The sequence below is a fragment of the Serratia sp. BW106 genome (genome assembly GCF_002607755.1).
Taxonomy (GTDB): Bacteria; Pseudomonadota; Gammaproteobacteria; order Enterobacterales; family Enterobacteriaceae; genus Serratia; species Serratia proteamaculans.
In genome coordinates this window covers 1-21115 of the sequence record NZ_MCGS01000009.1, presented here as the reverse complement: position 1 = coordinate 21115, position 21115 = coordinate 1, and the positions used below count along the sequence as shown (strand labels likewise).

Annotated in this window: 24 protein-coding genes; 8 read left to right on the top strand and 16 right to left on the bottom strand. The window is 55.5% G+C overall.

Features of this window, described 5'->3' with window-relative positions:
* Positions 1-141 precede the first annotated feature (141 nt).
* From truD to ftsB, 4 genes are read right to left on the bottom strand one after another with little or no spacing between them, the layout of a single operon-like run.
* The gene (gene truD, locus BEI65_RS07435; RefSeq protein WP_099062786.1) at positions 142-1188 is read right to left on the bottom strand and encodes a tRNA pseudouridine(13) synthase TruD; all 1047 of its coding nucleotides are present in this window, start codon (positions 1186-1188) and stop codon (positions 142-144) included.
* 4 nt (positions 1189-1192) lie between these two features.
* The gene (ispF, locus tag BEI65_RS07430; RefSeq protein ID WP_099062785.1) at positions 1193-1666 is read right to left on the bottom strand and encodes a 2-C-methyl-D-erythritol 2,4-cyclodiphosphate synthase; all 474 of its coding nucleotides are present in this window, start codon (positions 1664-1666) and stop codon (positions 1193-1195) included.
* A gap of 10 nt (positions 1667-1676) precedes the next feature.
* Positions 1677-2384 carry a 2-C-methyl-D-erythritol 4-phosphate cytidylyltransferase gene (ispD, locus tag BEI65_RS07425; RefSeq protein ID WP_099062784.1) on the bottom strand — a complete coding sequence of 236 codons (708 nt, stop codon included), beginning with the start codon at positions 2382-2384 and terminating at the stop codon, positions 1677-1679.
* Positions 2385-2387: 3 nt separating this feature from the next.
* Complete coding sequence (gene ftsB / locus BEI65_RS07420) at positions 2388-2708, bottom strand: cell division protein FtsB (RefSeq protein WP_012005273.1); 321 nt, start codon at positions 2706-2708, stop codon at positions 2388-2390.
* Between the two features lie 406 nt (positions 2709-3114).
* On the opposite strand from ftsB, the gene BEI65_RS07415 reads away from it, so the two are divergent.
* The 3 genes from BEI65_RS07415 to BEI65_RS07405 all read left to right on the top strand — a co-directional run bounded on the left by BEI65_RS07415 (position 3115) and on the right by BEI65_RS07405 (position 5428).
* On the top strand, positions 3115-3885 hold the full coding sequence (locus BEI65_RS07415) for a basic amino acid ABC transporter substrate-binding protein (protein WP_099062783.1): 771 nt from the start codon (positions 3115-3117) through the stop codon (positions 3883-3885).
* 117 nt (positions 3886-4002) lie between these two features.
* Positions 4003-4722, top strand: a complete 720-nt coding sequence (locus BEI65_RS07410; protein WP_051922616.1) for an amino acid ABC transporter permease — start codon at positions 4003-4005, stop codon at positions 4720-4722.
* Positions 4706-5428: an amino acid ABC transporter ATP-binding protein gene (locus BEI65_RS07405; protein WP_099062782.1), complete on the top strand. Its 723-nt coding sequence runs from the start codon at positions 4706-4708 to the stop codon at positions 5426-5428. The genes BEI65_RS07410 and BEI65_RS07405 overlap by 17 nt, the downstream gene beginning before the upstream one ends.
* A gap of 52 nt (positions 5429-5480) precedes the next feature.
* On the opposite strand, the gene BEI65_RS07400 is transcribed toward BEI65_RS07405, so the two are convergent.
* From BEI65_RS07400 to BEI65_RS27120, 6 genes are all read right to left on the bottom strand, one after another.
* Positions 5481-5798 carry a DUF3561 family protein gene (locus BEI65_RS07400; RefSeq protein WP_012005269.1) on the bottom strand — a complete coding sequence of 106 codons (318 nt, stop codon included), beginning with the start codon at positions 5796-5798 and terminating at the stop codon, positions 5481-5483.
* An 85-nt stretch (positions 5799-5883) separates the two neighbouring features.
* Entirely contained in the window at positions 5884-6513 is a 630-nt protein-coding gene (gene cysC / locus BEI65_RS07395; protein ID WP_099062781.1) for an adenylyl-sulfate kinase, read from the bottom strand.
* 1 nt (position 6514) lies between these two features.
* Entirely contained in the window at positions 6515-7942 is a 1428-nt protein-coding gene (gene cysN / locus BEI65_RS07390) for a sulfate adenylyltransferase subunit CysN (RefSeq protein ID WP_099062780.1), read from the bottom strand.
* An 11-nt stretch (positions 7943-7953) separates the two neighbouring features.
* Positions 7954-8862 carry a sulfate adenylyltransferase subunit CysD gene (cysD, locus tag BEI65_RS07385; protein WP_037424720.1) on the bottom strand — a complete coding sequence of 303 codons (909 nt, stop codon included), beginning with the start codon at positions 8860-8862 and terminating at the stop codon, positions 7954-7956.
* 9 nt (positions 8863-8871) lie between these two features.
* Positions 8872-10302, bottom strand: coding sequence for a siroheme synthase CysG (gene cysG, locus BEI65_RS07380; RefSeq protein WP_099062779.1), 1431 nt, complete (start codon positions 10300-10302; stop codon positions 8872-8874).
* 187 nt (positions 10303-10489) lie between these two features.
* Positions 10490-11170, bottom strand: a complete 681-nt coding sequence (locus BEI65_RS27120; RefSeq protein ID WP_232519029.1) for a hypothetical protein — start codon at positions 11168-11170, stop codon at positions 10490-10492.
* Here BEI65_RS27120 and BEI65_RS07370 point away from each other — a divergent pair.
* The 3 genes from BEI65_RS07370 (at position 11075) to BEI65_RS07360 (ending at position 12817) form a co-directional block, all read left to right on the top strand.
* Positions 11075-12112: an aminopeptidase gene (locus BEI65_RS07370; protein WP_232519026.1), complete on the top strand. Its 1038-nt coding sequence runs from the start codon at positions 11075-11077 to the stop codon at positions 12110-12112. The genes BEI65_RS27120 and BEI65_RS07370 overlap by 96 nt on opposite strands.
* A 91-nt stretch (positions 12113-12203) precedes the next feature.
* Complete coding sequence (locus BEI65_RS07365) at positions 12204-12479, top strand: hypothetical protein (RefSeq protein ID WP_085120271.1); 276 nt, start codon at positions 12204-12206, stop codon at positions 12477-12479.
* An 11-nt stretch (positions 12480-12490) separates the two neighbouring features.
* Positions 12491-12817 (top strand): type II toxin-antitoxin system RelE/ParE family toxin, encoded by a 327-nt coding sequence (locus BEI65_RS07360; protein WP_099062776.1) that lies wholly within the window; start codon positions 12491-12493, stop codon positions 12815-12817.
* 45 nt (positions 12818-12862) lie between these two features.
* On the opposite strand, the gene BEI65_RS07355 is transcribed toward BEI65_RS07360, so the two are convergent.
* The 3 genes from BEI65_RS07355 to cysJ form a co-directional block, all read right to left on the bottom strand.
* Positions 12863-13597 (bottom strand): phosphoadenylyl-sulfate reductase, encoded by a 735-nt coding sequence (locus BEI65_RS07355; RefSeq protein WP_099062775.1) that lies wholly within the window; start codon positions 13595-13597, stop codon positions 12863-12865.
* Positions 13598-13668: 71 nt separating this feature from the next.
* Positions 13669-15384, bottom strand: a complete 1716-nt coding sequence (gene cysI, locus BEI65_RS07350; RefSeq protein ID WP_099062774.1) for an assimilatory sulfite reductase (NADPH) hemoprotein subunit — start codon at positions 15382-15384, stop codon at positions 13669-13671.
* Positions 15384-17183, bottom strand: a complete 1800-nt coding sequence (gene cysJ / locus BEI65_RS07345) for an NADPH-dependent assimilatory sulfite reductase flavoprotein subunit (protein WP_085120268.1) — start codon at positions 17181-17183, stop codon at positions 15384-15386. The genes cysI and cysJ overlap by 1 nt, the downstream gene beginning before the upstream one ends.
* Before the next feature lie 437 nt (positions 17184-17620).
* On the opposite strand from cysJ, the gene queD reads away from it, so the two are divergent.
* Entirely contained in the window at positions 17621-17980 is a 360-nt protein-coding gene (queD, locus tag BEI65_RS07340; RefSeq protein WP_012005257.1) for a 6-carboxytetrahydropterin synthase QueD, read from the top strand.
* Between the two features lie 41 nt (positions 17981-18021).
* Here the strand turns inward: queD and BEI65_RS26760 are convergent, their stop codons facing one another.
* From BEI65_RS26760 to queE, 3 genes are read right to left on the bottom strand one after another with little or no spacing between them, the layout of a single operon-like run.
* A complete protein-coding gene (locus tag BEI65_RS26760; protein ID WP_139815969.1) occupies positions 18022-18213 on the bottom strand; it encodes a hypothetical protein in 192 nt (63 codons plus the stop codon).
* Complete coding sequence (locus BEI65_RS07335; RefSeq protein WP_099062773.1) at positions 18188-18715, bottom strand: hypothetical protein; 528 nt, start codon at positions 18713-18715, stop codon at positions 18188-18190. Before BEI65_RS07335 ends, BEI65_RS26760 begins: the two co-directional genes overlap by 26 nt.
* A gap of 25 nt (positions 18716-18740) precedes the next feature.
* Positions 18741-19412, bottom strand: coding sequence for a 7-carboxy-7-deazaguanine synthase QueE (gene queE, locus BEI65_RS07330; RefSeq protein ID WP_099062772.1), 672 nt, complete (start codon positions 19410-19412; stop codon positions 18741-18743).
* Positions 19413-19735: 323 nt separating this feature from the next.
* On the opposite strand from queE, the gene BEI65_RS07325 reads away from it, so the two are divergent.
* Positions 19736-21073 carry an aromatic acid/H+ symport family MFS transporter gene (locus BEI65_RS07325; RefSeq protein ID WP_099062771.1) on the top strand — a complete coding sequence of 446 codons (1338 nt, stop codon included), beginning with the start codon at positions 19736-19738 and terminating at the stop codon, positions 21071-21073.
* Positions 21074-21115 lie beyond the last annotated feature (42 nt).

Genomic DNA, 21115 nt, shown 5'->3' with positions numbered 1-21115 from the left:
TGTCCAGTCACCAAGGGAAAAGACGAATTTTCGACCGGCTTCGGCACACTTCTTAACACCAAAAACCGCAGACAGGGCCAATACACCTCATGGCGCCGTCATGCTCCAGACGAAAAAAAACCTGCCTAAGCAGGTTTTCTATTACTCACTAATATCCGCATCACTGCTGTCCTGCCGCATAATTTCGCGCACCACGCTGGTGGCGAAACTGCCGGCCGGTAGCCAAAAACGCAGTTCAACGGTGGCATCATCCCACCAGTCCCACTGCATATTTTTTGGCTGTAACAACAGTGCACGGCGGGCCGGATCAACACGTTCACGCTTTAAAAGCGCCATCAGTTCCGGTTGCTCCAGCAAACACTGCTGTTCAAAATTTAACGCTTCACCGGCGGTGCCCGGCTCGCCGTCACCCGGCAAGGGGGCGGTAATCATCAGTTCGCCGGCATCCAGCCGCTGTTGCAGCGCTTCCAACTCTTCAGGCTTGGCAACAAACCAGCTGCCACGACCACTGAGCTGCAAGGCATCTCCTTCCAGCACGGTATATTGCTGCTGATTGGCCAGACGCCGGCTGGCAATCAGATTAAACAACGCACTGCGGCTGGCAGAAAGATAAAAACTGCGCTTGCTGCGTTCTTTAACCCGGATCTCATCATTCGCCCAACGCCGCGCCATCACCAGATTATTGCCACCGCGACCAAAGCGCTGGCTGCCAAAATAGTTCGGCACACCGCTGGCCGCAATCGCCTGCAGACGCGGTTCGACATCCTGACGGTCGGAAATATGACGCAGTACCAGCGTGAAGGCATTGCCTTTCAGCGTGCCAATACGCATTTTACGCAGGTGGCGGGCGCTGGTCAGCACTTCGCAGCCCTCCAGTGAGAACTGAGTAAAATCGGGGGTTTCTTTACCCGGCAAATGCAGGCAGAACCACTGCTCGGTCACCGCATGACGATCTTTCAGACCAGCATAACTGACAGAGCGGGCGTGAATACCGGCAAAGCGCGCCAGATAATCGGCAACAAACTGGGTGTTGCAGCCATTTTTGCGGATGTTCACCAGCACATGTTCGCCTTCGCCGTCCGGCTCAAAACCCAGGTCTTCCACCACCACGAAATCTTCCGGGTTGGCTTTCAACACGCCGGTGCTCTGCGGCTGGCCATGCAGCCAGGTCAGGTTAGTCATATCCATGCGCTTATTCCTTGATCAACAAGGCAACCGCTTCGCAGGCAATACCTTCGCCGCGCCCGGTGAATCCGAGCTGTTCGGTGGTGGTAGCCTTAACGTTAACGTCATCCATATGGCATTGCAGGTCTTCCGCCAGGAAAACGCGCATTTGCGGGATATGCGACGCCATTTTAGGGGCCTGGGCAATAATGGTGATATCCAGATTCCCCAGACGGTAGCCTTTGGCGCGGATACGTTTCCAGGCCTCACGCAGCAGCACGCGGCTGTCGGCGCCTTTGAAAGCGGGGTCTGTGTCCGGGAACAGCTTGCCAATATCCCCCAACGCCGCCGCACCCAGCAGGGCATCGGTCGCCGCGTGCAGCGCCACATCACCGTCGGAGTGGGCCAGCAAACCTTTTTCATAAGGGATACGAACACCACCGATCACCAGCGGCCCTTCGCCACCAAATTTATGTACGTCAAAACCGTGACCGATACGCATGATGCGCTCCTTAATTGTCCAACTGAGTTAAATAGAAGGCCGCCAGCGCCAAATCTTCCGGGCGCGTGACTTTAATATTGTCCGAGCGTCCACTGACCAGCAACGGATGATAGCCACAATGCTCCAGCGCAGAGGCCTCATCGGTGACCGTCGCGCCGTCGTCCAACGCGCGCTGCAGGCAAAGTTTAAGCAAGGCCAGCGGGAATAGCTGCGGCGTTAACGCATGCCACAGGTCCTGACGCTCAACGGTATGGGAGATTGCACTGTGACCCGGCTCGGCACGCTTCATGGTGTCACGTACCGGTGCGGCCAAAATCCCCCCCACCTCGCTGTGTTCGGTGATCGCCAACAGGCGTTCCAGATCGTCGGCATGCAGACAGGGCCGCGCAGCATCGTGTACCAGCACCCATTTTGCCTCACCGGCCAGTTGCAAGCCGGCCATTACCGAATCGGCGCGTTGCTGACCGCCGACGGTGACCCGCACGCGGGGATCCCTGGCAATAGGTAACTGGTGAAATTGCTGGTCATCGGGGCCGATCGCCACAATCACCTGCGGAATACGCGGATGGCGCAATAACGCGTGGATCGCATGCTCAAGAATGGTTTGGTGGCCGATGGTTAAATACTGCTTCGGGCAATCCGCCTGCATACGGCTGCCGATACCGGCAGCGGGCAGGACGGCAATCACCGGTGGAACGGTTCCTGCGGAGTGATTCATGCGTTACTTTTGTAGGTTATTTTGCGAGGAGGACGCCGCGTTGCGTCTGGATTGATCAGGAACCAGACGATAGAAAGTTTCACCGGGCTTAATCATGCTCAGTTCATTGCGCGCACGCTCTTCGATCGCTTCCTGACCGCCGTTCAAATCGTCGATTTCGGCGAACAGCTGATCGTTACGCGCTTTCAATTTCGCATTGCTGCCCTGTTGGACTGCAACGTCATCATTGACCCGCACGTAATCGTGAACACCATTTTTGCCCAGCCACAGTGAATACTGTAACCAACCGAGCAATGCCAGCAATAACAGCGTAAGTTTTCCCATCTCCGCCCCCTGAAAAACCGCCTAATCATCCCACAACTTTTCGTTGGACTCCACACTGAGAACGGCATTTCACCGCCAAATTCAGAGTAGGATGAGAATTTCTTGAGTTTATAACCTAAATTCGCGCCGAAAGCGGCAAAAAAAACCACTTTCACCCGATAAGACACAGATCGACAGCACCGCCCTCCCTCAATCAGGGTTTTTCTCGGTTATGCAGCAAGAAAAACTGGCTGCCCCGTCGTTTTGCCAACGCTTCCGCCGACCACGAACGAAAAGTGCATATTTAACACCATTGAAAATTCCATCATCAGGTAAGAGTTGTGTTTTTATTCATTAAGGATTATTTTTATGCACTCATAGTGCATAAATAAATCCAATGGATAACTTTTAATTACCGGGGATAGTGATGTTAAAACGCTTAGTTCTGATTGGCGCCTGCCTGGCCGCCACCCTGTCGGCTTCTGCCCTGGCAGCCGAACCTACTTACGTCGTCGGCTCCGGCGGCACCTATCGTCCGTTCGAATTCGAAAACAGCAACAAACAGCTGGAAGGCTTTGATATTGATATCATCAAGGCCGTGGCCAAGGCCGAAGGCTTCCAGGTCAAGCTGGTGAATACACCGTGGGAAGGGATCTTCGCCACGCTGAATTCCGGCGATCGCGACATCATTATCTCCGGCATCACCATCACCGACAAACGCAAGCAAATGGTTGATTTCTCTGCGCCTTACTTCCCGGCGGAGCAGACTATCGTGGTGCCTAAAGACTCTAACGTGAACTCCATCGCCGCGTTGAAAGCGCTGAAGGTCGGTGTGGTGAACTCCAGCACCGGCGACATTGTGGTATCCGACGTGCTGGGCAAAAACAGCACCGCCATCAAACGCTTCGACAACACTCCGCTGCTGCTGCAGGAGCTGTACGAAGACGGCATCGGCGCCGCCGTGGGCGACGTTGGCGTGGCCAAGTTCTACATCAAAACTCACCCGGAAAAAGAGTTCAAACTGGTGTCCGACGCCAAATTCGAGCGTCAGTATTTCGGCATTGCCGTTGCCAAGGGCAACGAGGAACTGCGCGGCAAGATCAACGCCGGCCTGAAGAAAATCATCGCCGACGGCACCTACGCCAAAATTTACCAGACCTGGTTTGACAGCAACGTGCCGACGCTGCCTGCCGAATAAGCCTTAAGTGACCGGAGCTCGCTCGAGCTCCGGAGCAACAATCTCTTTGAGTACACCGAGAAGGAACACCCATTGAATTTCCGTTGGGAGATTATCCAGGAGTACGCCCCGCTGTTTATGGAAGGCGCCTGGATGACCATCAAATGCACCATTATCTGCGTGATATTGGGCACCACCTGGGGGCTGCTCCTGGGGTTAGGGCGTCTGGCACAAGCACCGCACGGCATCTGGAAACCGATACTGCATTACGGCGTCCAATGGCCGGTGCGCATTTATATCAGTGCCTTCCGCGGCACACCGCTGTTTGTGCAGATCATGGTGGTGCACTTTGCCCTGGTACCGTTGTTTATCAACCCACGTGACGGCCTGCTGGTCACCAACGGCCTGATGAGCAGTGACTTCGCCCGTGCGCTGCGCTCCGACTACGGCGCGTTTCTCTCCTGCGTCGTGGCGATTACGCTCAACGCCGGTGCCTACGTTTCGGAAATTTTCCGTGCCGGCATTCAGTCAATCGATCGCGGCCAGATGGAGGCTTCACGCTCACTGGGCATGAGCTACGGCAAAACCATGCGCAAGGTGATCCTGCCACAGGCATTCCGTCGCATGCTGCCACCGCTGGGCAACAACGCCATTGCCATCGTCAAGGATTCCTCATTGGCCTCCGCCATCGGCCTGGCCGATCTGGCCTATGCCGCCCGGACGGTTTCCGGCGCCTATGCCACCTATTGGGAGCCCTACCTGACCATTTCGCTGGTCTATTGGGTCCTCACCTTCCTGCTTTCGCTGATGGTGCAACACATGGAAAAGAGGTTCGGGAAAAGTGATTCGCGTACATAATCTGCAAAAACAATTCGGCGAAAGCCACGTACTGCGTGGCATCTCCTGCGAAATCGCGACCAACGAAGTGGTCTGCGTCATCGGCCCGTCCGGCTCCGGTAAAAGCACCTTCCTGCGTTGTATCAACGCGCTGGAAACGCTTTCTGGCGGCGAGGTCCTGGTTAACGGTTTTGCCATACACAGCCAGAAAACCGATCTCAATAAAATGCGTGAGAGTGTGGGGATGGTGTTCCAGCGCTTTAACCTGTTCCCGCATATGACGGTGCTGGAGAACATTATTATGGCGCCGATGGGGGTGAAAAAGCTGTCGCGCGCCGACGCCGTCCTGCGCGCAGAAGCGCTGTTACGTAAAGTGGGTCTGTTGGACAAGATTGACGCCTATCCCAGCAGCCTGTCCGGCGGCCAACAACAGCGGGTGGCGATTGCCCGGGCGCTGGCGATGGAGCCGAAAATCATGCTGTTCGACGAACCCACCTCAGCGCTTGATCCCGAGTTGGTCGGCGAAGTGCTGGCGGTCATGAAGTCGTTGGCACACGAAGGAATGACCATGGTGGTGGTAACCCACGAGATGGGTTTTGCCCGCGAAGTGGCCGATCGGGTGTTGTTTATCGATCAAGGGATCATTCAGGAAGAAGGCACGCCGCAGCAGATTTTCAGCCAGCCTGCCAACCCGCGAACGCAGGCTTTTCTAAGCAAAGTTTTGTAACCTTCGGCACGGCTTTGCAATGCTTCGGGCGCAGGCAACTGCGCCCGCTCTCTCACCAACCGGTCAGAAAACTGAATACCAGCCAGAACAGACACAGCACGATAGCGCCAGTCAGCAGCAACGTCAGGATCAGACGGCCACGCAGCAGCATGCTGAGCGTAATGCCAATCAGCACCGAAACCGGCATCAGGGCCAGGAAGAACGGCCAGGTGTAGAGCAGGAAGAAGAGGGTGTTGGAGCCATAGACCACGAACGGCACCGCGAACGCCAGCCAGTAGAAAACAAAGCCACAGACGCCGCCCAGGAAAGAATAAGAGGGTTCCTCTTTCTCCTGGTTTGAGTCAATCAAGATAGGCGAGACATTTTGCATAGTGATCCCTGGTTATTCGGCACGCTCTTCGGCGGGCTTAGCGTAAAAAGCGTATGACGCAAAAACGCCACACGCTTTTCTGAATTCAGGGTTTGATAATAGCCCGACCACGCAGCACGTCTAACAATTGCGCAATCAAATTTGTTACCAATTGTTGGCCATCAAGGTGAATATCCGGCCGTTGCGGTGCCTCGTAAACCGAGTCAATTCCGGTGAAATTACGCAGTTCGCCGGCGCGGGCTTTTTTGTACAATCCCTTCGGATCGCGCTCCTCACAAATCGCCAGCGGCGTGTCGACAAACACCTCGATAAAGCGATCTTCATCAAGCAGTTGGCGCACCATCTGCCGTTCTGCGCGGTGCGGTGAAATAAACGCGGTCAGCACCACCAGTCCGGCGTCCACCATCAGTTTGGACACTTCACCCACGCGGCGAATGTTCTCGCGTCGATCGTCATCGGAAAAGCCCAGATCTCGGCACAGGCCATGGCGCACGTTATCGCCATCCAACAGATAGGTGCTGACGCCAAGGGCGTGCAGCGCCTGCTCCAGTGCACCGGCGACGGTGGATTTACCCGAGCCGGACAGCCCGGTAAACCACAGCACCACGCCTTTATGGCCATTACGGGCTTCACGATCCGCACGCGCTACCGCATGCGGGTGCCAGACCACGTTATCGTCCTCCGGCCCGGTTGGCCGTTGCTCTGCATCGGCCACGTTATTTGCCCCCGATCAGGTCACGCGCGCCCCAATGCGGGAAGTGTTTGCGTACCAGAGCATTCAGTTCCAGCTCGAACGCACTGAACTCCCCTGCCGCTACCGGAGCGTCCTGCAAGGTTTCGCGGATCAATCCGGCGCCGACCGTGACGTTACTCAGGCGATCGATAAAAATCAGCCCACCGGTATCATGGTTACGCTGATAGCTGTCCAGCACCAGCGGCTCGTCGAAAGTCAGCTCCACCAGACCAATGCCGTTCAGCGGCAAGGTGTCGGCCTGATGTTGGGCCAGCGAGTTAATTTCTACCTGGTGACGAATACCTTCCACCCGTGCACGGGTCTTTTTACCGGCAACCTTGATGTCATAGCTCTGCCCTGGCAACAGCGGCTTCTCGGCCATCCACACCACGTCGACCAATGCGCTTTGCGCCGCCTGCAAGGTTTCCCCGGCATCGACCAGCAAATCGCCACGGCTGATATCCACTTCATCCTTCAGCACCAGCGTGATCGCCTCACCCGGCACCGCTTCCTGCAAATCGCCATCAAAGGTAACAATGCGTGCAACGGTAGATTCCACACCGGAAGGCAGCACCTTCACGCGTTGGCCCACGCGCACCACACCGGCAGACAGGGTGCCGGCATAGCCACGAAAATCCAGGTTCGGACGGTTAACATATTGCACCGGGAAGCGCAGCGGCTGCGTTTCACGCTCGCTGATCACATCCACGCTTTCCAGCACCTGCAGCAGCGTTGGGCCGTTATACCAAGGCATCTGGGTGCTTTCGCTGGCCACATTATCGCCGTCCAGCGCCGATAGCGGGACAAACTTGATGTCCAGATCGTTCGGCAACTGCTGGGCGAAGGTCAGATAGTCCTGTTTGAACTGCTCGAATACCGACTCTTGATAATCCACCAGGTCCATTTTATTGACCGCGACCACCAGATGGCGGATCCCCAGCAACGTAGCGATAAAGCTGTGTCGGCGAGTTTGATCCAGCACCCCTTTGCGTGCGTCGATCAACAGGATCGCCAAATCGCAGGTAGAGGCACCGGTCGCCATATTACGGGTGTACTGCTCATGCCCCGGCGTATCGGCGATAATAAACTTGCGCTTTTCGGTCGAGAAATAACGATAGGCCACATCGATGGTAATGCCCTGTTCACGCTCGGCCTGCAGACCGTCGACCAGCAATGCCAGATCGAGCTTTTCGCCCTGGGTGCCGATGCGCTTGCTGTCACTGTGCAACGTTGACAGCTGATCTTCGTAGATCTGGCGGGTATCGTGCAGCAGGCGGCCGATCAGGGTACTTTTACCGTCGTCGACGCTGCCGCAGGTCAGGAACCGTAACAGACTTTTATGTTGCTGTGCGTGCAGGTAAGACTCGACCCCGCCCTGTTCAGCGATTTGTTGTGCAATTGCGTTATTCATCCGGCGGCTCCTTAGAAATACCCTTGACGCTTTTTCAGCTCCATCGAACCGGACTGATCGCGGTCGATCATCCGTCCCTGGCGCTCACTGGTGGTGGACACCAACATCTCTTCGATGATTTCGGGCAGCGTTTCGGCCTCGGACTCCACCGCACCGGTCAGCGGCCAGCAACCCAGCGTGCGGAAACGCACCATGCGCTGGCTGATCACTTCACCCGGCTGCAGATCGATGCGATCGTCGTCCACCATCAGCAGCATGCCGTCGCGCTCTACCACCGGGCGTGGTTTCGCCAGGTACAACGGGATAATGTCGATCTTTTCCAGGAAGATGTACTGCCAGATATCCAGCTCGGTCCAGTTCGACAGCGGGAACACACGAATGCTCTCGCCCTTGTTAATCTGGCCGTTATAGTTGTGCCACAGCTCCGGACGCTGGTTCTTCGGATCCCAGCGGTGGAAACGGTCGCGGAAAGAATAGATACGCTCTTTGGCGCGTGACTTCTCTTCGTCACGGCGAGCACCGCCAAAGGCGGCATCAAAACCGTATTTGTTCAGCGCCTGCTTCAGGCCTTCGGTTTTCATGATATCGGTGTGCTTGGCACTGCCGTGAACGAACGGGTTGATGCCCATCGCCACGCCTTCCGGGTTTTTGTGGATCAACAGTTCAAAACCGTATTCCTTCGCGGTGCGATCACGGAATTGGTACATTTCACTGAATTTCCAGCCGGTATCCACGTGCAGCAGAGGGAACGGCAGCGTGCCCGGGTAAAAGGCCTTACGCGCCAGATGCAGCATCACGGAAGAGTCTTTACCGATGGAATAGAGCATCACCGGGTTGCCGAATTCAGCGGCGACTTCACGGATGATATGGATACTCTCCGCCTCCAATTGCCGCAAATGAGTGAGTCGTTTTTCGTCCATAACAGATCCTTAAGCCAAATTCACGACGGCTGGGCGTGATACCCCTTCCGTCTGCGGTTGATGCCCAAACCAGGCGATTTGGTGATGTAACTCCACCACTTCGCCGATCACCAGCAGCGCCGGTAACGGTGCCTGTTGAGCCAATTGTTCGAGTTGTTGCAGCGTACCGGTTTGCACCAGTTGGTCCGCACGCGTGCCGCGGCTGATGACCGCTACGGGCGTAGTGGCCGAGCGGCCGTGGGCTATCAGGCGCTGGCTGATATCCGCCGCCTTCATGGTGCCCATATAGATAGCCAGAGTCTGACGCGCACGCGCCAGGTCGGCCCAGTCCAGCCCATCGCCGTCGGGACGACAGTGACCGGTAATAAAGGTGACACTTTGTGCGTGATCGCGGTGCGTCAGCGGGATACCTGCATAGGCGGTAGCCCCGGCGGCAGCGGTCACACCCGGCACCACCTGGAACGGAATGCCTGCCGCAGCAGCCACCTGCAATTCTTCGCCGCCCCGGCCAAAGATAAAGGGATCGCCCCCCTTCAACCGCACCACACGCTTGCCCTGTTGCGCCAGTTCCACCAGCAGGCGGTTGGTTTCCTCCTGGATCACCGAATGCGCTCCGGCGCGTTTGCCCACGCAGATGCGTTCGGCATCGCGACGAACCAAATCAAGGATTTCATCGCTGACCAGATGGTCATACAGCACCACGTCGGCCTGCTGCATCACCTGCAACCCGCGCAGGGTCAGTAACCCCACGTCGCCCGGCCCGGCGCCCACCAGCGAGATTTCGCCCTGAGTGCCTTCACTGCCCTGGGCAAACTGCTGTAAGTCTTGCTCCAGTTGCCGTTCCGCTTCGGCGGTTTGGCCATTGGCCACCAGCGTTGCGAAGCGACCACCAAAGGTTTTTTCCCAAAAGCGCCGACGTTCACCGATCGCATTCAGCCGTTGTTTCACCTGCCCGCGCCAGCGCCCGGCGACCTCGGCCATCTGCCCCAGGCTGGCGGGCAACAAGGCTTCGAGTTTTTCACGCAGCATGCGCGCCAACACCGGAGCCTGGCCGCTGGAAGAGACGGCCACCACCAGGGGTGAACGGTCGATTATCGACGGGAAGATGAACGAGCAGCGCGGCTGATCGTCCACCACATTGGCCAGCACCCGGCGTTTATCCGCTTCGGCAAACACCTCGGCATTCAGCGCACTGTCATCAGTGGCGGCAATCACCAGGAAAACCTCATCCAGTTGCTGAGCGACAAAAGCTTTTCCCAGCCAGTGGACTTGCCCCTGCTGACGTAATTGTTCGAGTATCGGTGAGAGTGACTGCGCAACTATCCGTATTTCAGCCCCGGCGCGCAGGAGAAGATCAACTTTGCGCGCAGCCACTTCACCGCCGCCAACGACCAGCACCGGACGTTGTTTTAGGTCGGCAAATATAGGTAGATAGTCCACAACAGCCTTTTCATCTATGCAGGAAGATACTGTGACTATACGGGCTGAGATTTAGCCTCTGAAATGACGAAAAGGAATGACTAGTGCAATAATGGAATAAGGCACGCCGCGTCAGGGTTTGCGGCGGTTTCACGCCCGGTATGGCCACAGCGATGAACCAGCCCAGGCAGGCGCCAGGGGACGGAAGTTAAAACCAAAACTTCGCGGCAGTCATGCACAGTCCGGCTACAACCAATATGGTGCTAACCATCCATTTGGTTTGATTAGCCATCTCTTTATGAACCAAACCGATCTCCCGCTGCAGCAATCCCACTTCCTTATGCAAATCGCCTTTGGTAACAAACTCCACTGAACGCATGGTCAGCGTCGCCAAATCGGTTTTGACCTGATTGAGGGTATGTTCCACATACTCAGCTTTCTTCTCCATCAGGCCGAACCTGTTATCACACTTGTCCAACATCAGGGTTTCTCCTTCGATCCGTATGAACCTTATCGCCGAATAATAAACCACACGCTGGCCATGGTTAAATACCGATTCCCGTAATATGCCCAGCATTTCGCAAAATGTGTTGCACGAACCCGGGATCGATATCAATAGTTGCGCACAGCGCCGAAATTTTGCCTGCACAGCGTAAATTTCAGAGCGGAGGAAATTGTTTAATCTGCCGCCGAGTCTCATACTGAGAGCCGCAAAAAGAATCGGTATTACCGACATTAAAAAGAAGGATTTTTCGGTATGTTTTCCCGCGTTTACCTGAAGACCGGCCTGCTGGTGGCAGTGCTTGGCGGTATTTTCAGCGTTTCGGCTGCCGCCCAGCCCGCGAAAGAGGCCCCGATGGGCAAGTTCGCCGCCGATCAAATTCGTCATATTGCCACCTATTTCCCCGGCCGTATGGCAGGCAGCCCAGCCGAATTGCTCACCGCCGATTATCTGAACCAGCAGTTCAGCAAGATGGGGTATCAGAGCGATATCCGCAGTTTCAATACCCGGTATATCTACACCAGCAAAGACGGCAAGAAGAACTGGAATAACGTCACCGCCAGCTCGGTGATCGCCGCCAAAAATGGCAGTAATCCGCAGCAAATCCTGATCGTGGCGCATTTTGATACCTATACGCCGAAGAGCGATGCCGATCTGGACAACAATCTCGGCGGCTTGACGCTACAGGGCGTCGATGACAATGCCTCTGGCGTTGGTGTGATGTTGGAGTTGGCGGAACGCCTGAAGAATATCCCCACGACTTACGGCCTGCGCTTTGTCGCCACCAGCGCCGAAGAGATCGGTTCGCTGGGTGCACAGAACTATTTGCAGCGCATAAGCCCGGAAGAGAAACGTAATACGCTGCTGGTGATTAACCTCGACAGCCTGATTACCGGCGATCGCCTGTACTTCAATTCCGGTCTCAACACGCCGCCGAAACTGGCGAAACAGAGCCGCGATCGCGCGCTGGATATTGCCCATCGCTACGGCATCGCCGCCGCCACTAACCCGGGTACTAAGGCGCACCCAAAAGGCACCGGCTGCTGCTCCGATCAGGAAGTGTTTGATAAAGCAGGTATCCCGGTACTGGCCGTCGAAGCCACCAATTGGTCACTGGGTGATAAAGACGGCTATCAACAACGCGCCGTCAGCCCGCATTTCCCACAGGGCGTGAGCTGGCATCGCCCGCAGTACGATAACCTGCAATACCTGGAGCGTAATCTGCCAGGGCGAATCGACAAGCGCAGCCGCGAGAGCGTGCAGATCCTGTTGCCGCTGATCAAAGAGCTGGCACAGGCACACCCGGTAAAAACACCCAAGAAGAAGTAGTCGTATCGGGGGCAAAATTCAGTACAAATTTTGTACCCCAGTACTCGACTGAGTATACTGTTGCCAGGAATACGCAGCAGGAGCCCTACTGATGAGCACGCAAAAGACCCTGTCGCAGAAAGCGACGCGGGAAAGCCTCGGCTCTCCCGAAAATTTCGAGGGAGGTGTTTGGGTGACGAGAAATGGAACCGCTGAATTATTCGTTCAAACTGCAGCCGAGCGCCAGGAAGAGCTCGCCGCTTGGGAACGAGAACGGCAAACGCATGCGTTGCTGAAACTGACCTTGAAGGCAAAACAGGATGTCACCGAAGGCAGAACACTTTCTGCTGAAGAGGCATTACAAAGGTTACGCGCATCACGGGGGTAAGGATCACCACCATGTATGATGTTCACCTTACGAATACAGCATTGCAGTGCCTCAGCGATATTGAATCCTTTAAGGCCTCCACTCTTGGCCCACAAGGCTCAGCAAGATTCGTTGAGTCACTGTTTGCCGATACTCTCCAACATTTACGCCTTGATCCGCTACGCTGCCGGTATAACGTTCAGTTAGCTGAATTTGGGCTGGCGGTACGTGAGCGACTGGATCGTCACGACTACCGAACGCTGTATGAAGTGACAGAAAATCGCGTAGATATTCTACTTATTTTGCATACCCGCCAAGATATCGGTGCGGCACTCTGGCGGCATATGTTGCTGAATTAACAAGGGCCCAGCAAATGCTGAGCCCCTGGCCGGTTTAATAGGGTATTAGCCTTCGTGCAGGCCGCACTCGCGCTTCAGACCGAAGAAACGGGTTTCTTCTTCGCTCATGCCCGGTTCCCATTTCTGCGTGGTATGGGTATCCCCTACCGACAGATAGCCTTGCTCCCACAGCGGGTGGTAACTCAGGCCGTGCTCGGTGAGGTATTGATAAATTTTGCGGTTGTCCCAGTCGATAATCGGCAGGATCTTGAACACCCCGCGTTGTACCGCCAACACTGGCAAATGAGCGCGACTGCCGGATTGCTCACGGCGCAGGCCGGCGAACCAGGTCTGTCCGCCCAGGGTTTCCAGCGCGCGGTTCATCGGTTCAACCTTGTTAAGCTGGTTGTACTTCTCTATGCCCTCAACGCCCTGCTCCCACAGTTTGCCATAGCGTGCCTCCTGCCAGGCAGGCGACTGCTCGGCGCGGAACACCTGCAGGTTCAGCTTCAGTTTGTCAGCCAACTGGTCGATAAACTGATAGGTTTCCGGGAACAGATAGCCGGTATCGGTGAGGATCACCGGGATATCCGGCTTGATCCTGGTGACCAAATGCAGGCACACCGCCGCCTGAATGCCAAAGCTTGAAGAGAGCACAAACTCGCCCGGCAGATGTTCCAGCGCCCATTCCACACGTTGCTCGGCAGAAAGTGTCTCCAACTGACCATTAACCACCGCCAGTGCCAACGCCTGCCCAGACTTGGGCAGCGCATTCAGCTCTGCCAGATTGAATTCAGCCATGTTGCCTGCCTCCTGATACTTGAATCATACCGCGCAGATCCAGCCCCCTGTGACAGCGGGGCCAAATGGCGTCAGTTCCAGAAATCCTGTGCCGGATCAACCACCGGCCGGACCACACCGGCGCGGATGGTGAAATCACCAAAGCCTTCGCCTGCCGTGCGCTCGGTGGCCCAACGGCCCACCAGTTGGTCAATCTCTCGCAGAATTTCTTCTTCGTTAATATTTTCGCGATACATGCGCGGAATACGCGTGCCTTCCCGGTTACCGCCAAGATGCAGGTTATAGCGGCCAACCGCTTTACCTACCAGACCAATCTCCGCCAGCAGCGCGCGCCCACAGCCGTTCGGGCAACCGGTGATGCGCAGCACAATGTGCTCGTCACCCACCCCGTGCCGGTGCAGGATCCCTTCCACTTTGGTGACGAACTCCGGCAGAAAACGCTCGGCCTCTGCCATTGCCAATGGGCAGGTTGGGAAAGATACGCAGGCCATCGAGTTTTGACGCTGTACGCTGACCCCGTCGTCGATCAGACCATGATCCCGTGCCAGAGCTTCGATCTTCGCCTTCTCGCTTTCCGGCACGCCGGCGACGATCAGGTTCTGGTTGGCGGTCAGACGGAAATCCCCTTTGTGGATCCGTGCGATCTCGGCAACGCCGGTTTTCAGCGGACGCTCTGGGTAATCCAACAACCGGCCATTCTCGATAAACAGCGTCAGGTGCCATTGATCATCAATGCCTTTCACCCAACCGATGCGATCGCCGCGACCGGTGAATTCGTACGGGCGGATTGGCTCGAAAGTGATGCCTGCCCGTTTTTCCACTTCAGCACGGAAGGTGTCGACCCCGACGCGCTCCAGCGTATATTTGGTTTTGGCGTTCTTGCGATCGGTACGATTGCCCCAGTCGCGTTGAGTGGTCACTACCGCTTCCGCGACGGCCAGCGTGTGTTCCAGCGGGATATAGCCGAATTCACTGGCCTGGCGGGCATAAGTTTTCTTGTTGCCGTGTTCAATCGACAAACCACCGCCCACCAGCAGGTTGAAGCCCACCAGCTTGCCGTTTTTGGCGATCGCAACGAAGTTCATGTCGTTAGCGTGCAGATCAACGTCATTCTGCGGCGGGATCACCACCGTGGTTTTAAATTTGCGCGGCAGATAGGTAGCACCGAGGATTGGCTCTTCGTCGGTGGTCGCCACTTTTTCCTGATCCAGCCACACTTCTGCATAAGCGCGAGTACGCGGCAGCAGATGTTCAGAAATCTTCTTCGCCCACTCGTAGGCTTCCTGATGCAGCTCGGACTCTACCGGGTTGGAGGTACAAAGCACGTTGCGGTTGACGTCGTTGGCGGTAGCCAGCGCATCCAGGCCCAGTCGGCCCAGCAGTTGGTGAACCGGCTTCACGTTGCCCTTCAAAATGCCATGGAACTGGAAGGTCTGACGGTTGGTGATACGAATGCTGCCGTAAAGCGTGCTTTCCTGCGCAAACTTATCAATGCCCAGCCACTGCTGCGGGGAAATAATCCCCCCCGGCAGACGGCAACGCAGCATCATCGCGTGACGCGGCTCCAGCTTCTGCTCGGCGCGTTCGGCACGGATATCACGGTCGTCCTGCTGGTACATGCCGTGAAAACGGATCAGCAGGAAGTTGTCACCGGTAAAACCGCCGGTCAGGCCGTCCTTCAAATCTTCAGCAATGGTGCCGCGCAGGAAGTTACTTTCTTTCTTCAAACGCTCGGCATCGGCCAATTTGCCTTCAACCACCAGAGGCCCCGGGTGTTTATCACTCATCAGTAAACATCTCGCTGATAACGGCGCTCAAGGCGCAGCTCACTTAAAAATTCATCCGCCAGCTCGGCATCCATACCACCGTGCTCGGCCACCAGTTCCAGTAATGTATTTTCCACGTCCTTCGCCATGCGGTTTGCATCGCCGCAGACATAAATGTGTGCGCCTTCCTGGATCCAACGCCACACTTCAGCGCCCTGTTCGCGCAGTTTGTCTTGCACGTAGACTTTATGTTGCTGGTCGCGTGACCAGGCCAGATCGATGCGAGTCAGCAGGCCGTCCTTCACATAGCGCTGCCATTCGACCTGATACAGGAAATCTTCGGTAAAGTGCGGGTTGCCGAAGAACAGCCAGTTCTTGCCACCGGCACCGTCAGCATCACGCTGCTGCATAAAGGCACGGAACGGCGCAATGCCGGTACCCGGACCAATCATGATCACCGGTGTTTCCGGGTTGGCCGGCAAACGGAAGTTGTCGTTATGTTCGATGAAGACCCGCAGGTCGCCGTCCTCTTCCAGACGATCGGCCAGGAAACTGGAGGCGCCACCGGCACGTTCGCGGCCGTCGATGTCGTAGCGCACCACACCGACGGTAACGTGCACTTCGTTTTCGTTCTCAGCCTGCGAGGAAGCGATGGAATACAAACGCGGCGTCAGCGGACGTAGTAAAGCAATCAACTGTTCGGCGTTGAGATCGGCCGGGGCCTGACGCACCATGTCGACAATCGGCGTGTTGTGCGCGTAATGCTGCAGCGCCGCTTTATCCGCCAGCAGGCCGATCAACTTCTCATCACGCGACAGGGCCGCGTATTTGTCGACAATCAGCGTGGTGTTCTGCGTCAGCTCAAAATGGCTGCGCAACGCTTGCGCCAGCGGCAAGGTTTTACCTTCCACTTCCACCGACTCGTCGCCTTTCAGCCACAGCAGTTGCACCAGCTCATCCACCAGCGCAGGATCGTTATCGAACCATACACCCAGCGCGTCACCCGGTCGGTAACGCAGGCCAGAATCGCCCAGGTCGATCTCGATATGGCGCACGTCTTTGTCTGACGCACGGCCGGTAATTTTTTGCTTCACCGCCAGTTGCGCGGTCAGCGGCTGTTCTTTGCTGTATGGGCTGCTGTCGAGCAGATCAACCGCGCCGCTGGCAAGCTGGCCCGGTGCAGCGTTTTCAGCCGGGGCACGTGCTTTCAGCACTTCCACTACCTGTTTACGCCAGGCCGTGGCCAGTTCCTGATATTCCACGTCGGCGTCAACCCGCTCGACCAGGCGCTCGGCACCCAGTTCGGCCAGTTTGCCGTCGAAGTCTTTCCCCGACTGACAGAAGTTTTCGTAGGAAGTGTCTCCCAACCCGAATACCGCAAACGCGGTCTCGTTGAGTTTGGGTGCTTTCTTCGAGAACAGGAATTTATGCAGCGCAACCGCCTCTTCCGCCGGATCACCTTCCCCCTGCGTGGAGGCGACGATCACCAGCAAACGTTCCTGGGCAATTTGCTTGAACTTGTAGTCACCGGCGTTCACCAGGGTGACGCTCAATTTGGCGGCCAACAGATCGTCACGCAGCTGTTCTGCCAGACGGCGTGCATTACCGGTTTGCGACGCGGAGATCAGCGTAATGCTGGCGGCAGCAGAGGCCACCGGCGCAATGGCTACGGCGCCAGGCTGTTGATTAACCATTCCCCAGAAATAACCTGACAGCCACGCCAGCTGCGTTGGTGAATATTCACCAATCGCCGCCTGCAGGCGTGCCAGCTGTTCGGGCGTCAGCGGGAGCAAAGATGTTGGAGGTGCCTGAGTCGTCATTGCAGTACTTATTTCCTATACTTGGCACCTATCCAGCCAGGTGCTCGCCAATGTCAGTCGCTGTCTTTTCGTTCAGTCCGTGGTGCTGAAAAGATCAGGATAGTTTGTAAGGTTACCGAGCAGATTAGCAACGATTAAATAAGGGATAGCCATAAATAATAACTAAAATGACTAAGCGGTTTTTCTGGTAAGGGTTAGCAGTTAAAGCGTTAAGGTGTATTTTTTATCCCTATGAAAATAAACCTGTTTTTTTGAAGCTTATTGAATGACTCGCATTTACCACTCATTACCCCAACCGATAGGTCTATCAATGACCAAACAAAAAAAGTGTTAAGACCGCTTTGCGGCGGCTGGCGGTAGACCAAAGCGGTATAAATGGCAAGCAGGCTCCATTTCCGGTAAACTTCGGCGGTTTTTGAGTCAATGAGGCCGTAATAATGGCAACCACGCTGTTTAAAGATTTTCAGTTTGAAGCCGCACACCGCTTGCCGAACGTCGCGGAGGGCCATAAATGTGGTCGTCTACACGGGCATTCGTTTATGGTGCGTCTGGAAGTGACCGGTGAAGTCGATGCACACACCGGTTGGGTGATGGATTTCGCCGAGCTTAAAGCCGTGTTCTCCCCTATCTGGGAGCGCCTGGATCACAATTATCTAAACGATATTCCAGGATTGGAAAATCCCACCAGCGAAGTTCTTGCCGCCTGGATTTGGCAGCAGCTCAAACCTCAGTTGCCGGAACTGACTGCGGTGATGGTGAAAGAAACCTGTACCGCGGGATGCGTGTATAAAGGTTAAAGAAAGGGCGCCGATGGCGCCCTTCTACAAAATATCTTGCTTCAAACCTCAACAGCAGTTTTTTTGCTGTGCTTGCGATCAACCGCAACGATGCGGCCATTGATCATTTCATATTCACCGGTTTGTAGCTTTTTCTTCATGATATCGCTGGCCACGGCATGAAGTTTAGAACCTAGATCTAAAGACAAGCGCTCCAGAGTGGCAGCATCAGTAACTTTCTGTAGTGACGACATATCCTCTCCCTCCCTCACCCAGATTGCCATAACATTTCATATTAGGCAGTGCGACTAACGGTTTTGTTCTCTTATAGCCTAACCCTAAGAAACCATTATAAATGCTTACGAGATCCACATCTCTCTCATGCTCTTTATCCAGCGCAGCACTAAAAACATAAGCACCTGCATTTGATACATAGTAATGCTCAATAATTGACCTGGCAACTTTAAGCAGCACCTTACCGGCCAATAATCCGGGTAACCTAACGTGACTGTAACCGCCCCAGGTTTCAACCGTTTCAACCTGATCAAATGCGACAGCCCACATTCCCGCCTCTGGAAATTGGAAATCAGGTATGTCGGCATTAATATGAATGCCTTTATTTACCAATTGTTTATTGTTGTAGATCTCTTCAAAACCCACCGCATAGACCCTGCCAGAAACAACAAACATTCTGGTAATAAATCCGGGGCCATAGCTGTCATCAAAAGGCTCTTCCCAAGCAATTCTTCTTTTCAATCTTAACCATCCTTGGTTAAATTTTTTAGGCAATATTCAGATACTTATGGGTCTGCATCGACAGGCGCCAGTTGCGCGCAATGCAGGTTTCAATACACAGGCGGGTCGCCTCTTCCTTCTGACTGATCGGCTGCAACGCGATAATCCGCGGTTTCTCATCATGCAGCGTCGCCAGCAGCGCATCCAGCGCTTCAATATCACGCTCGCGTCCGACCGGATGCTTCACTTCATCAGCACGTTGCAAAGCCTGGCTCAACACCTTCATGCCACCGCGCATATTCACCTTGGGTGAAACCGTCACCCAGGTTTTCGCCGAGCATTGAATTTCGTGAGTACCACTGGTTTCAATCTGGCAGCCGTAGCCGTGCTCTTCCAGTAACTCGGTCAGCGGGGTCAGATCGTAAATGCAGGGCTCACCGCCGGTGATCACCACGTGGCTCGCGGTATAACCTTGCTGGCGCATGACGGCCAACAACTGCTCGGCACTGGCGCTGCCCCAGGCATCGCTCTCTTCGGTTTTAACCAGAATCCGTTGCATATCAACTTCCCGATTGGCTTCCTTTTCCCAGGTATGTTTGGTATCGCACCAGCTGCATCCTACCGGGCAGCCCTGCAGGCGGATGAAAATGGCCGGAACGCCGGTAAAAAAGCCTTCGCCCTGCAAGGTTTGGAACATTTCATTAATCGGGTACTGCATCGGTTTCTCAATCTGGAAAGGTAAAAAGGGATTATCGCAGATTCCGGCCCGGTGACCAAACAGGCGAAATTGTATTAAATTTTATCCTCCGCGCTATCGGCAGCTTATCTCACCGGCTATCGGCTTCATTTAATTCGCTTACTGTGCCATCCCCTTGCATTGACGGTGTAATCTGCTTCGCAAAAACAACATTTAATTAACGTATAAGATAAATATATTTGACATAAACCGCTCACACGCAGATGTATATACAGGCAAGCACAAGTCGGACGTCAGTTCCGGCGGTTCATTCACCACAATCATATCTGCGTTTAGAGGGTGCCATGGCTCATTCCACCGAGTTGAATATTCAACAGGCCATCGACGACAGCAAATTCTCGCTGTTTCACTGGACCTTGATCATTTTGGGATTCCTGATCCTGGCCATTGATGGCTTTGACACTGCGGCAATGGGGTATATCGCCCCTTCGGTCGCCAAAGACTGGGGCATCGTGAAGCAGGATCTCGGCCCGGTGCTGAGCGCCGCCCTGTTGGGGCTGTCACTCGGTGCACTGGTTGCCGGGCCGATCTCCGACCGTATCGGCCGCAAACGGGTGCTGGTGTTTTCGTGCCTGTTCTTCGGCCTGTCGAGTCTGGCTACTGCCTATGCCGGATCGCTCAACAGTCTGACGCTATGGCGTTTTCTCACCGGCCTGGGGCTGGGTGCGGCAATGCCGAACGCCATCACGCTGATTTCCGAATATGCGCCGCAGCGCTGCCGTTCGATGGCGATTAACACCATGTACTGCGGTTTCCCACTGGGTGCGGCCGGCGGCGGCGCCATTTCGTCGTGGCTGATCCCGGCCTATGGCTGGCACAGCGTGCTGTTGCTGGGGGCGATAGCTCCGCTGGTGCTGACGGTCTTGTTGATCCTGTTCCTGCCGGAGTCGGTGAAGTACATGGTTAACCGCGGCAAAGAGACGCTCAAAATCAAACGCATCGCCCAGCGCTTTGTCAGCCAGGATCTCGATAACGTCTCGCGTTTTTATCTGTATGAAGAGCCACTGGCGAAATCAAAAACCAGCGTCGGCCTGTTGTTCACCCGGCCTTATCTGACCGGAACCTTGATGCTGTGGCTGACCTACTTTATGGGTTTGGTGATTTATTACGTCTTGCTGAGCTGGATGCCTATCCTGATGCAGGGTCTGGGTTATCAGTTGGAGCAGTCGGCGATCCTGACCTCGTTGTTCACCTTCGGCGGGACCCTCGGCATTCTGGTGGCCGGCTGGCTGATGGACCGCTGGAACGCCCATAAGGTGGTGTCGAGCGGCTTTGTCATTACCGCGCTGCTGATTGTGGCGATGGCGACCGAAGACAGCCATATCGTGCTGCTGGGCACCTTTATCTTCCTGATGGGGATCACCATGAACGGGGCGCAGTCCGGCCTGCAAACGCTGGCAGCGACCTTTTACCCGACTCACAGTCGTGCAACCGGCATTGCCTGGATGCAGGGCATCGGCCGCTTTGGTGGCGTAGCGGGTACCATGATGGGGGCGCAGTTGCTGGCCATGCAGTGGGAAGTGCAGAGTATTTTGATGTTCCTGTGCGTGCCGGCGTTGATCGCCGCTATCGCCACGGTATTCAAAATGACCCGCCGGGCGGTGTTACAGCCTGCGGCATAAAGAAAAATGCCCGCCCTCTGGCGCAATGCCGTTCACTTAAGT

Excerpts from the sequence above, each read along its gene's own strand:
- ispF (WP_099062785.1), bottom strand. The coding sequence starts at position 1,666 with ATGCGTATCGGTCACGGTTTTGACGTACATAAATTTGGTGGCGAAGGG.
- queD (WP_012005257.1), top strand. The coding sequence starts at position 17,621 with ATGGCAACCACGCTGTTTAAAGATTTTCAGTTTGAAGCCGCACACCGC.
- cysJ (WP_085120268.1), bottom strand. The coding sequence starts at position 17,183 with ATGACGACTCAGGCACCTCCAACATCTTTGCTCCCGCTGACGCCCGAA.
- ispD (WP_099062784.1), bottom strand. The coding sequence starts at position 2,384 with ATGAATCACTCCGCAGGAACCGTTCCACCGGTGATTGCCGTCCTGCCC.
- ftsB (WP_012005273.1), bottom strand. The coding sequence starts at position 2,708 with ATGGGAAAACTTACGCTGTTATTGCTGGCATTGCTCGGTTGGTTACAG.
- cysD (WP_037424720.1), bottom strand. The coding sequence starts at position 8,862 with ATGGACGAAAAACGACTCACTCATTTGCGGCAATTGGAGGCGGAGAGT.
- BEI65_RS07360 (WP_099062776.1), top strand. The coding sequence starts at position 12,491 with ATGTATGATGTTCACCTTACGAATACAGCATTGCAGTGCCTCAGCGAT.
- BEI65_RS07415 (WP_099062783.1), top strand. The coding sequence starts at position 3,115 with ATGTTAAAACGCTTAGTTCTGATTGGCGCCTGCCTGGCCGCCACCCTG.
- BEI65_RS07365 (WP_085120271.1), top strand. The coding sequence starts at position 12,204 with ATGAGCACGCAAAAGACCCTGTCGCAGAAAGCGACGCGGGAAAGCCTC.
- BEI65_RS07325 (WP_099062771.1), top strand. The coding sequence starts at position 19,736 with ATGGCTCATTCCACCGAGTTGAATATTCAACAGGCCATCGACGACAGC.
- truD (WP_099062786.1), bottom strand. The coding sequence starts at position 1,188 with ATGGATATGACTAACCTGACCTGGCTGCATGGCCAGCCGCAGAGCACC.
- cysI (WP_099062774.1), bottom strand. The coding sequence starts at position 15,384 with ATGAGTGATAAACACCCGGGGCCTCTGGTGGTTGAAGGCAAATTGGCC.
- BEI65_RS07410 (WP_051922616.1), top strand. The coding sequence starts at position 4,003 with ATGGAAGGCGCCTGGATGACCATCAAATGCACCATTATCTGCGTGATA.
- BEI65_RS27120 (WP_232519029.1), bottom strand. The coding sequence starts at position 11,170 with ATGACGAATTTGATCGGCGGCGAACTTGCCCATCGGGGCCTCTTTCGC.
- BEI65_RS07400 (WP_012005269.1), bottom strand. The coding sequence starts at position 5,798 with ATGCAAAATGTCTCGCCTATCTTGATTGACTCAAACCAGGAGAAAGAG.
- BEI65_RS07355 (WP_099062775.1), bottom strand. The coding sequence starts at position 13,597 with ATGGCTGAATTCAATCTGGCAGAGCTGAATGCGCTGCCCAAGTCTGGG.
- BEI65_RS26760 (WP_139815969.1), bottom strand. The coding sequence starts at position 18,213 with ATGTCGTCACTACAGAAAGTTACTGATGCTGCCACTCTGGAGCGCTTG.
- queE (WP_099062772.1), bottom strand. The coding sequence starts at position 19,412 with ATGCAGTACCCGATTAATGAAATGTTCCAAACCTTGCAGGGCGAAGGC.
- cysN (WP_099062780.1), bottom strand. The coding sequence starts at position 7,942 with ATGAATAACGCAATTGCACAACAAATCGCTGAACAGGGCGGGGTCGAG.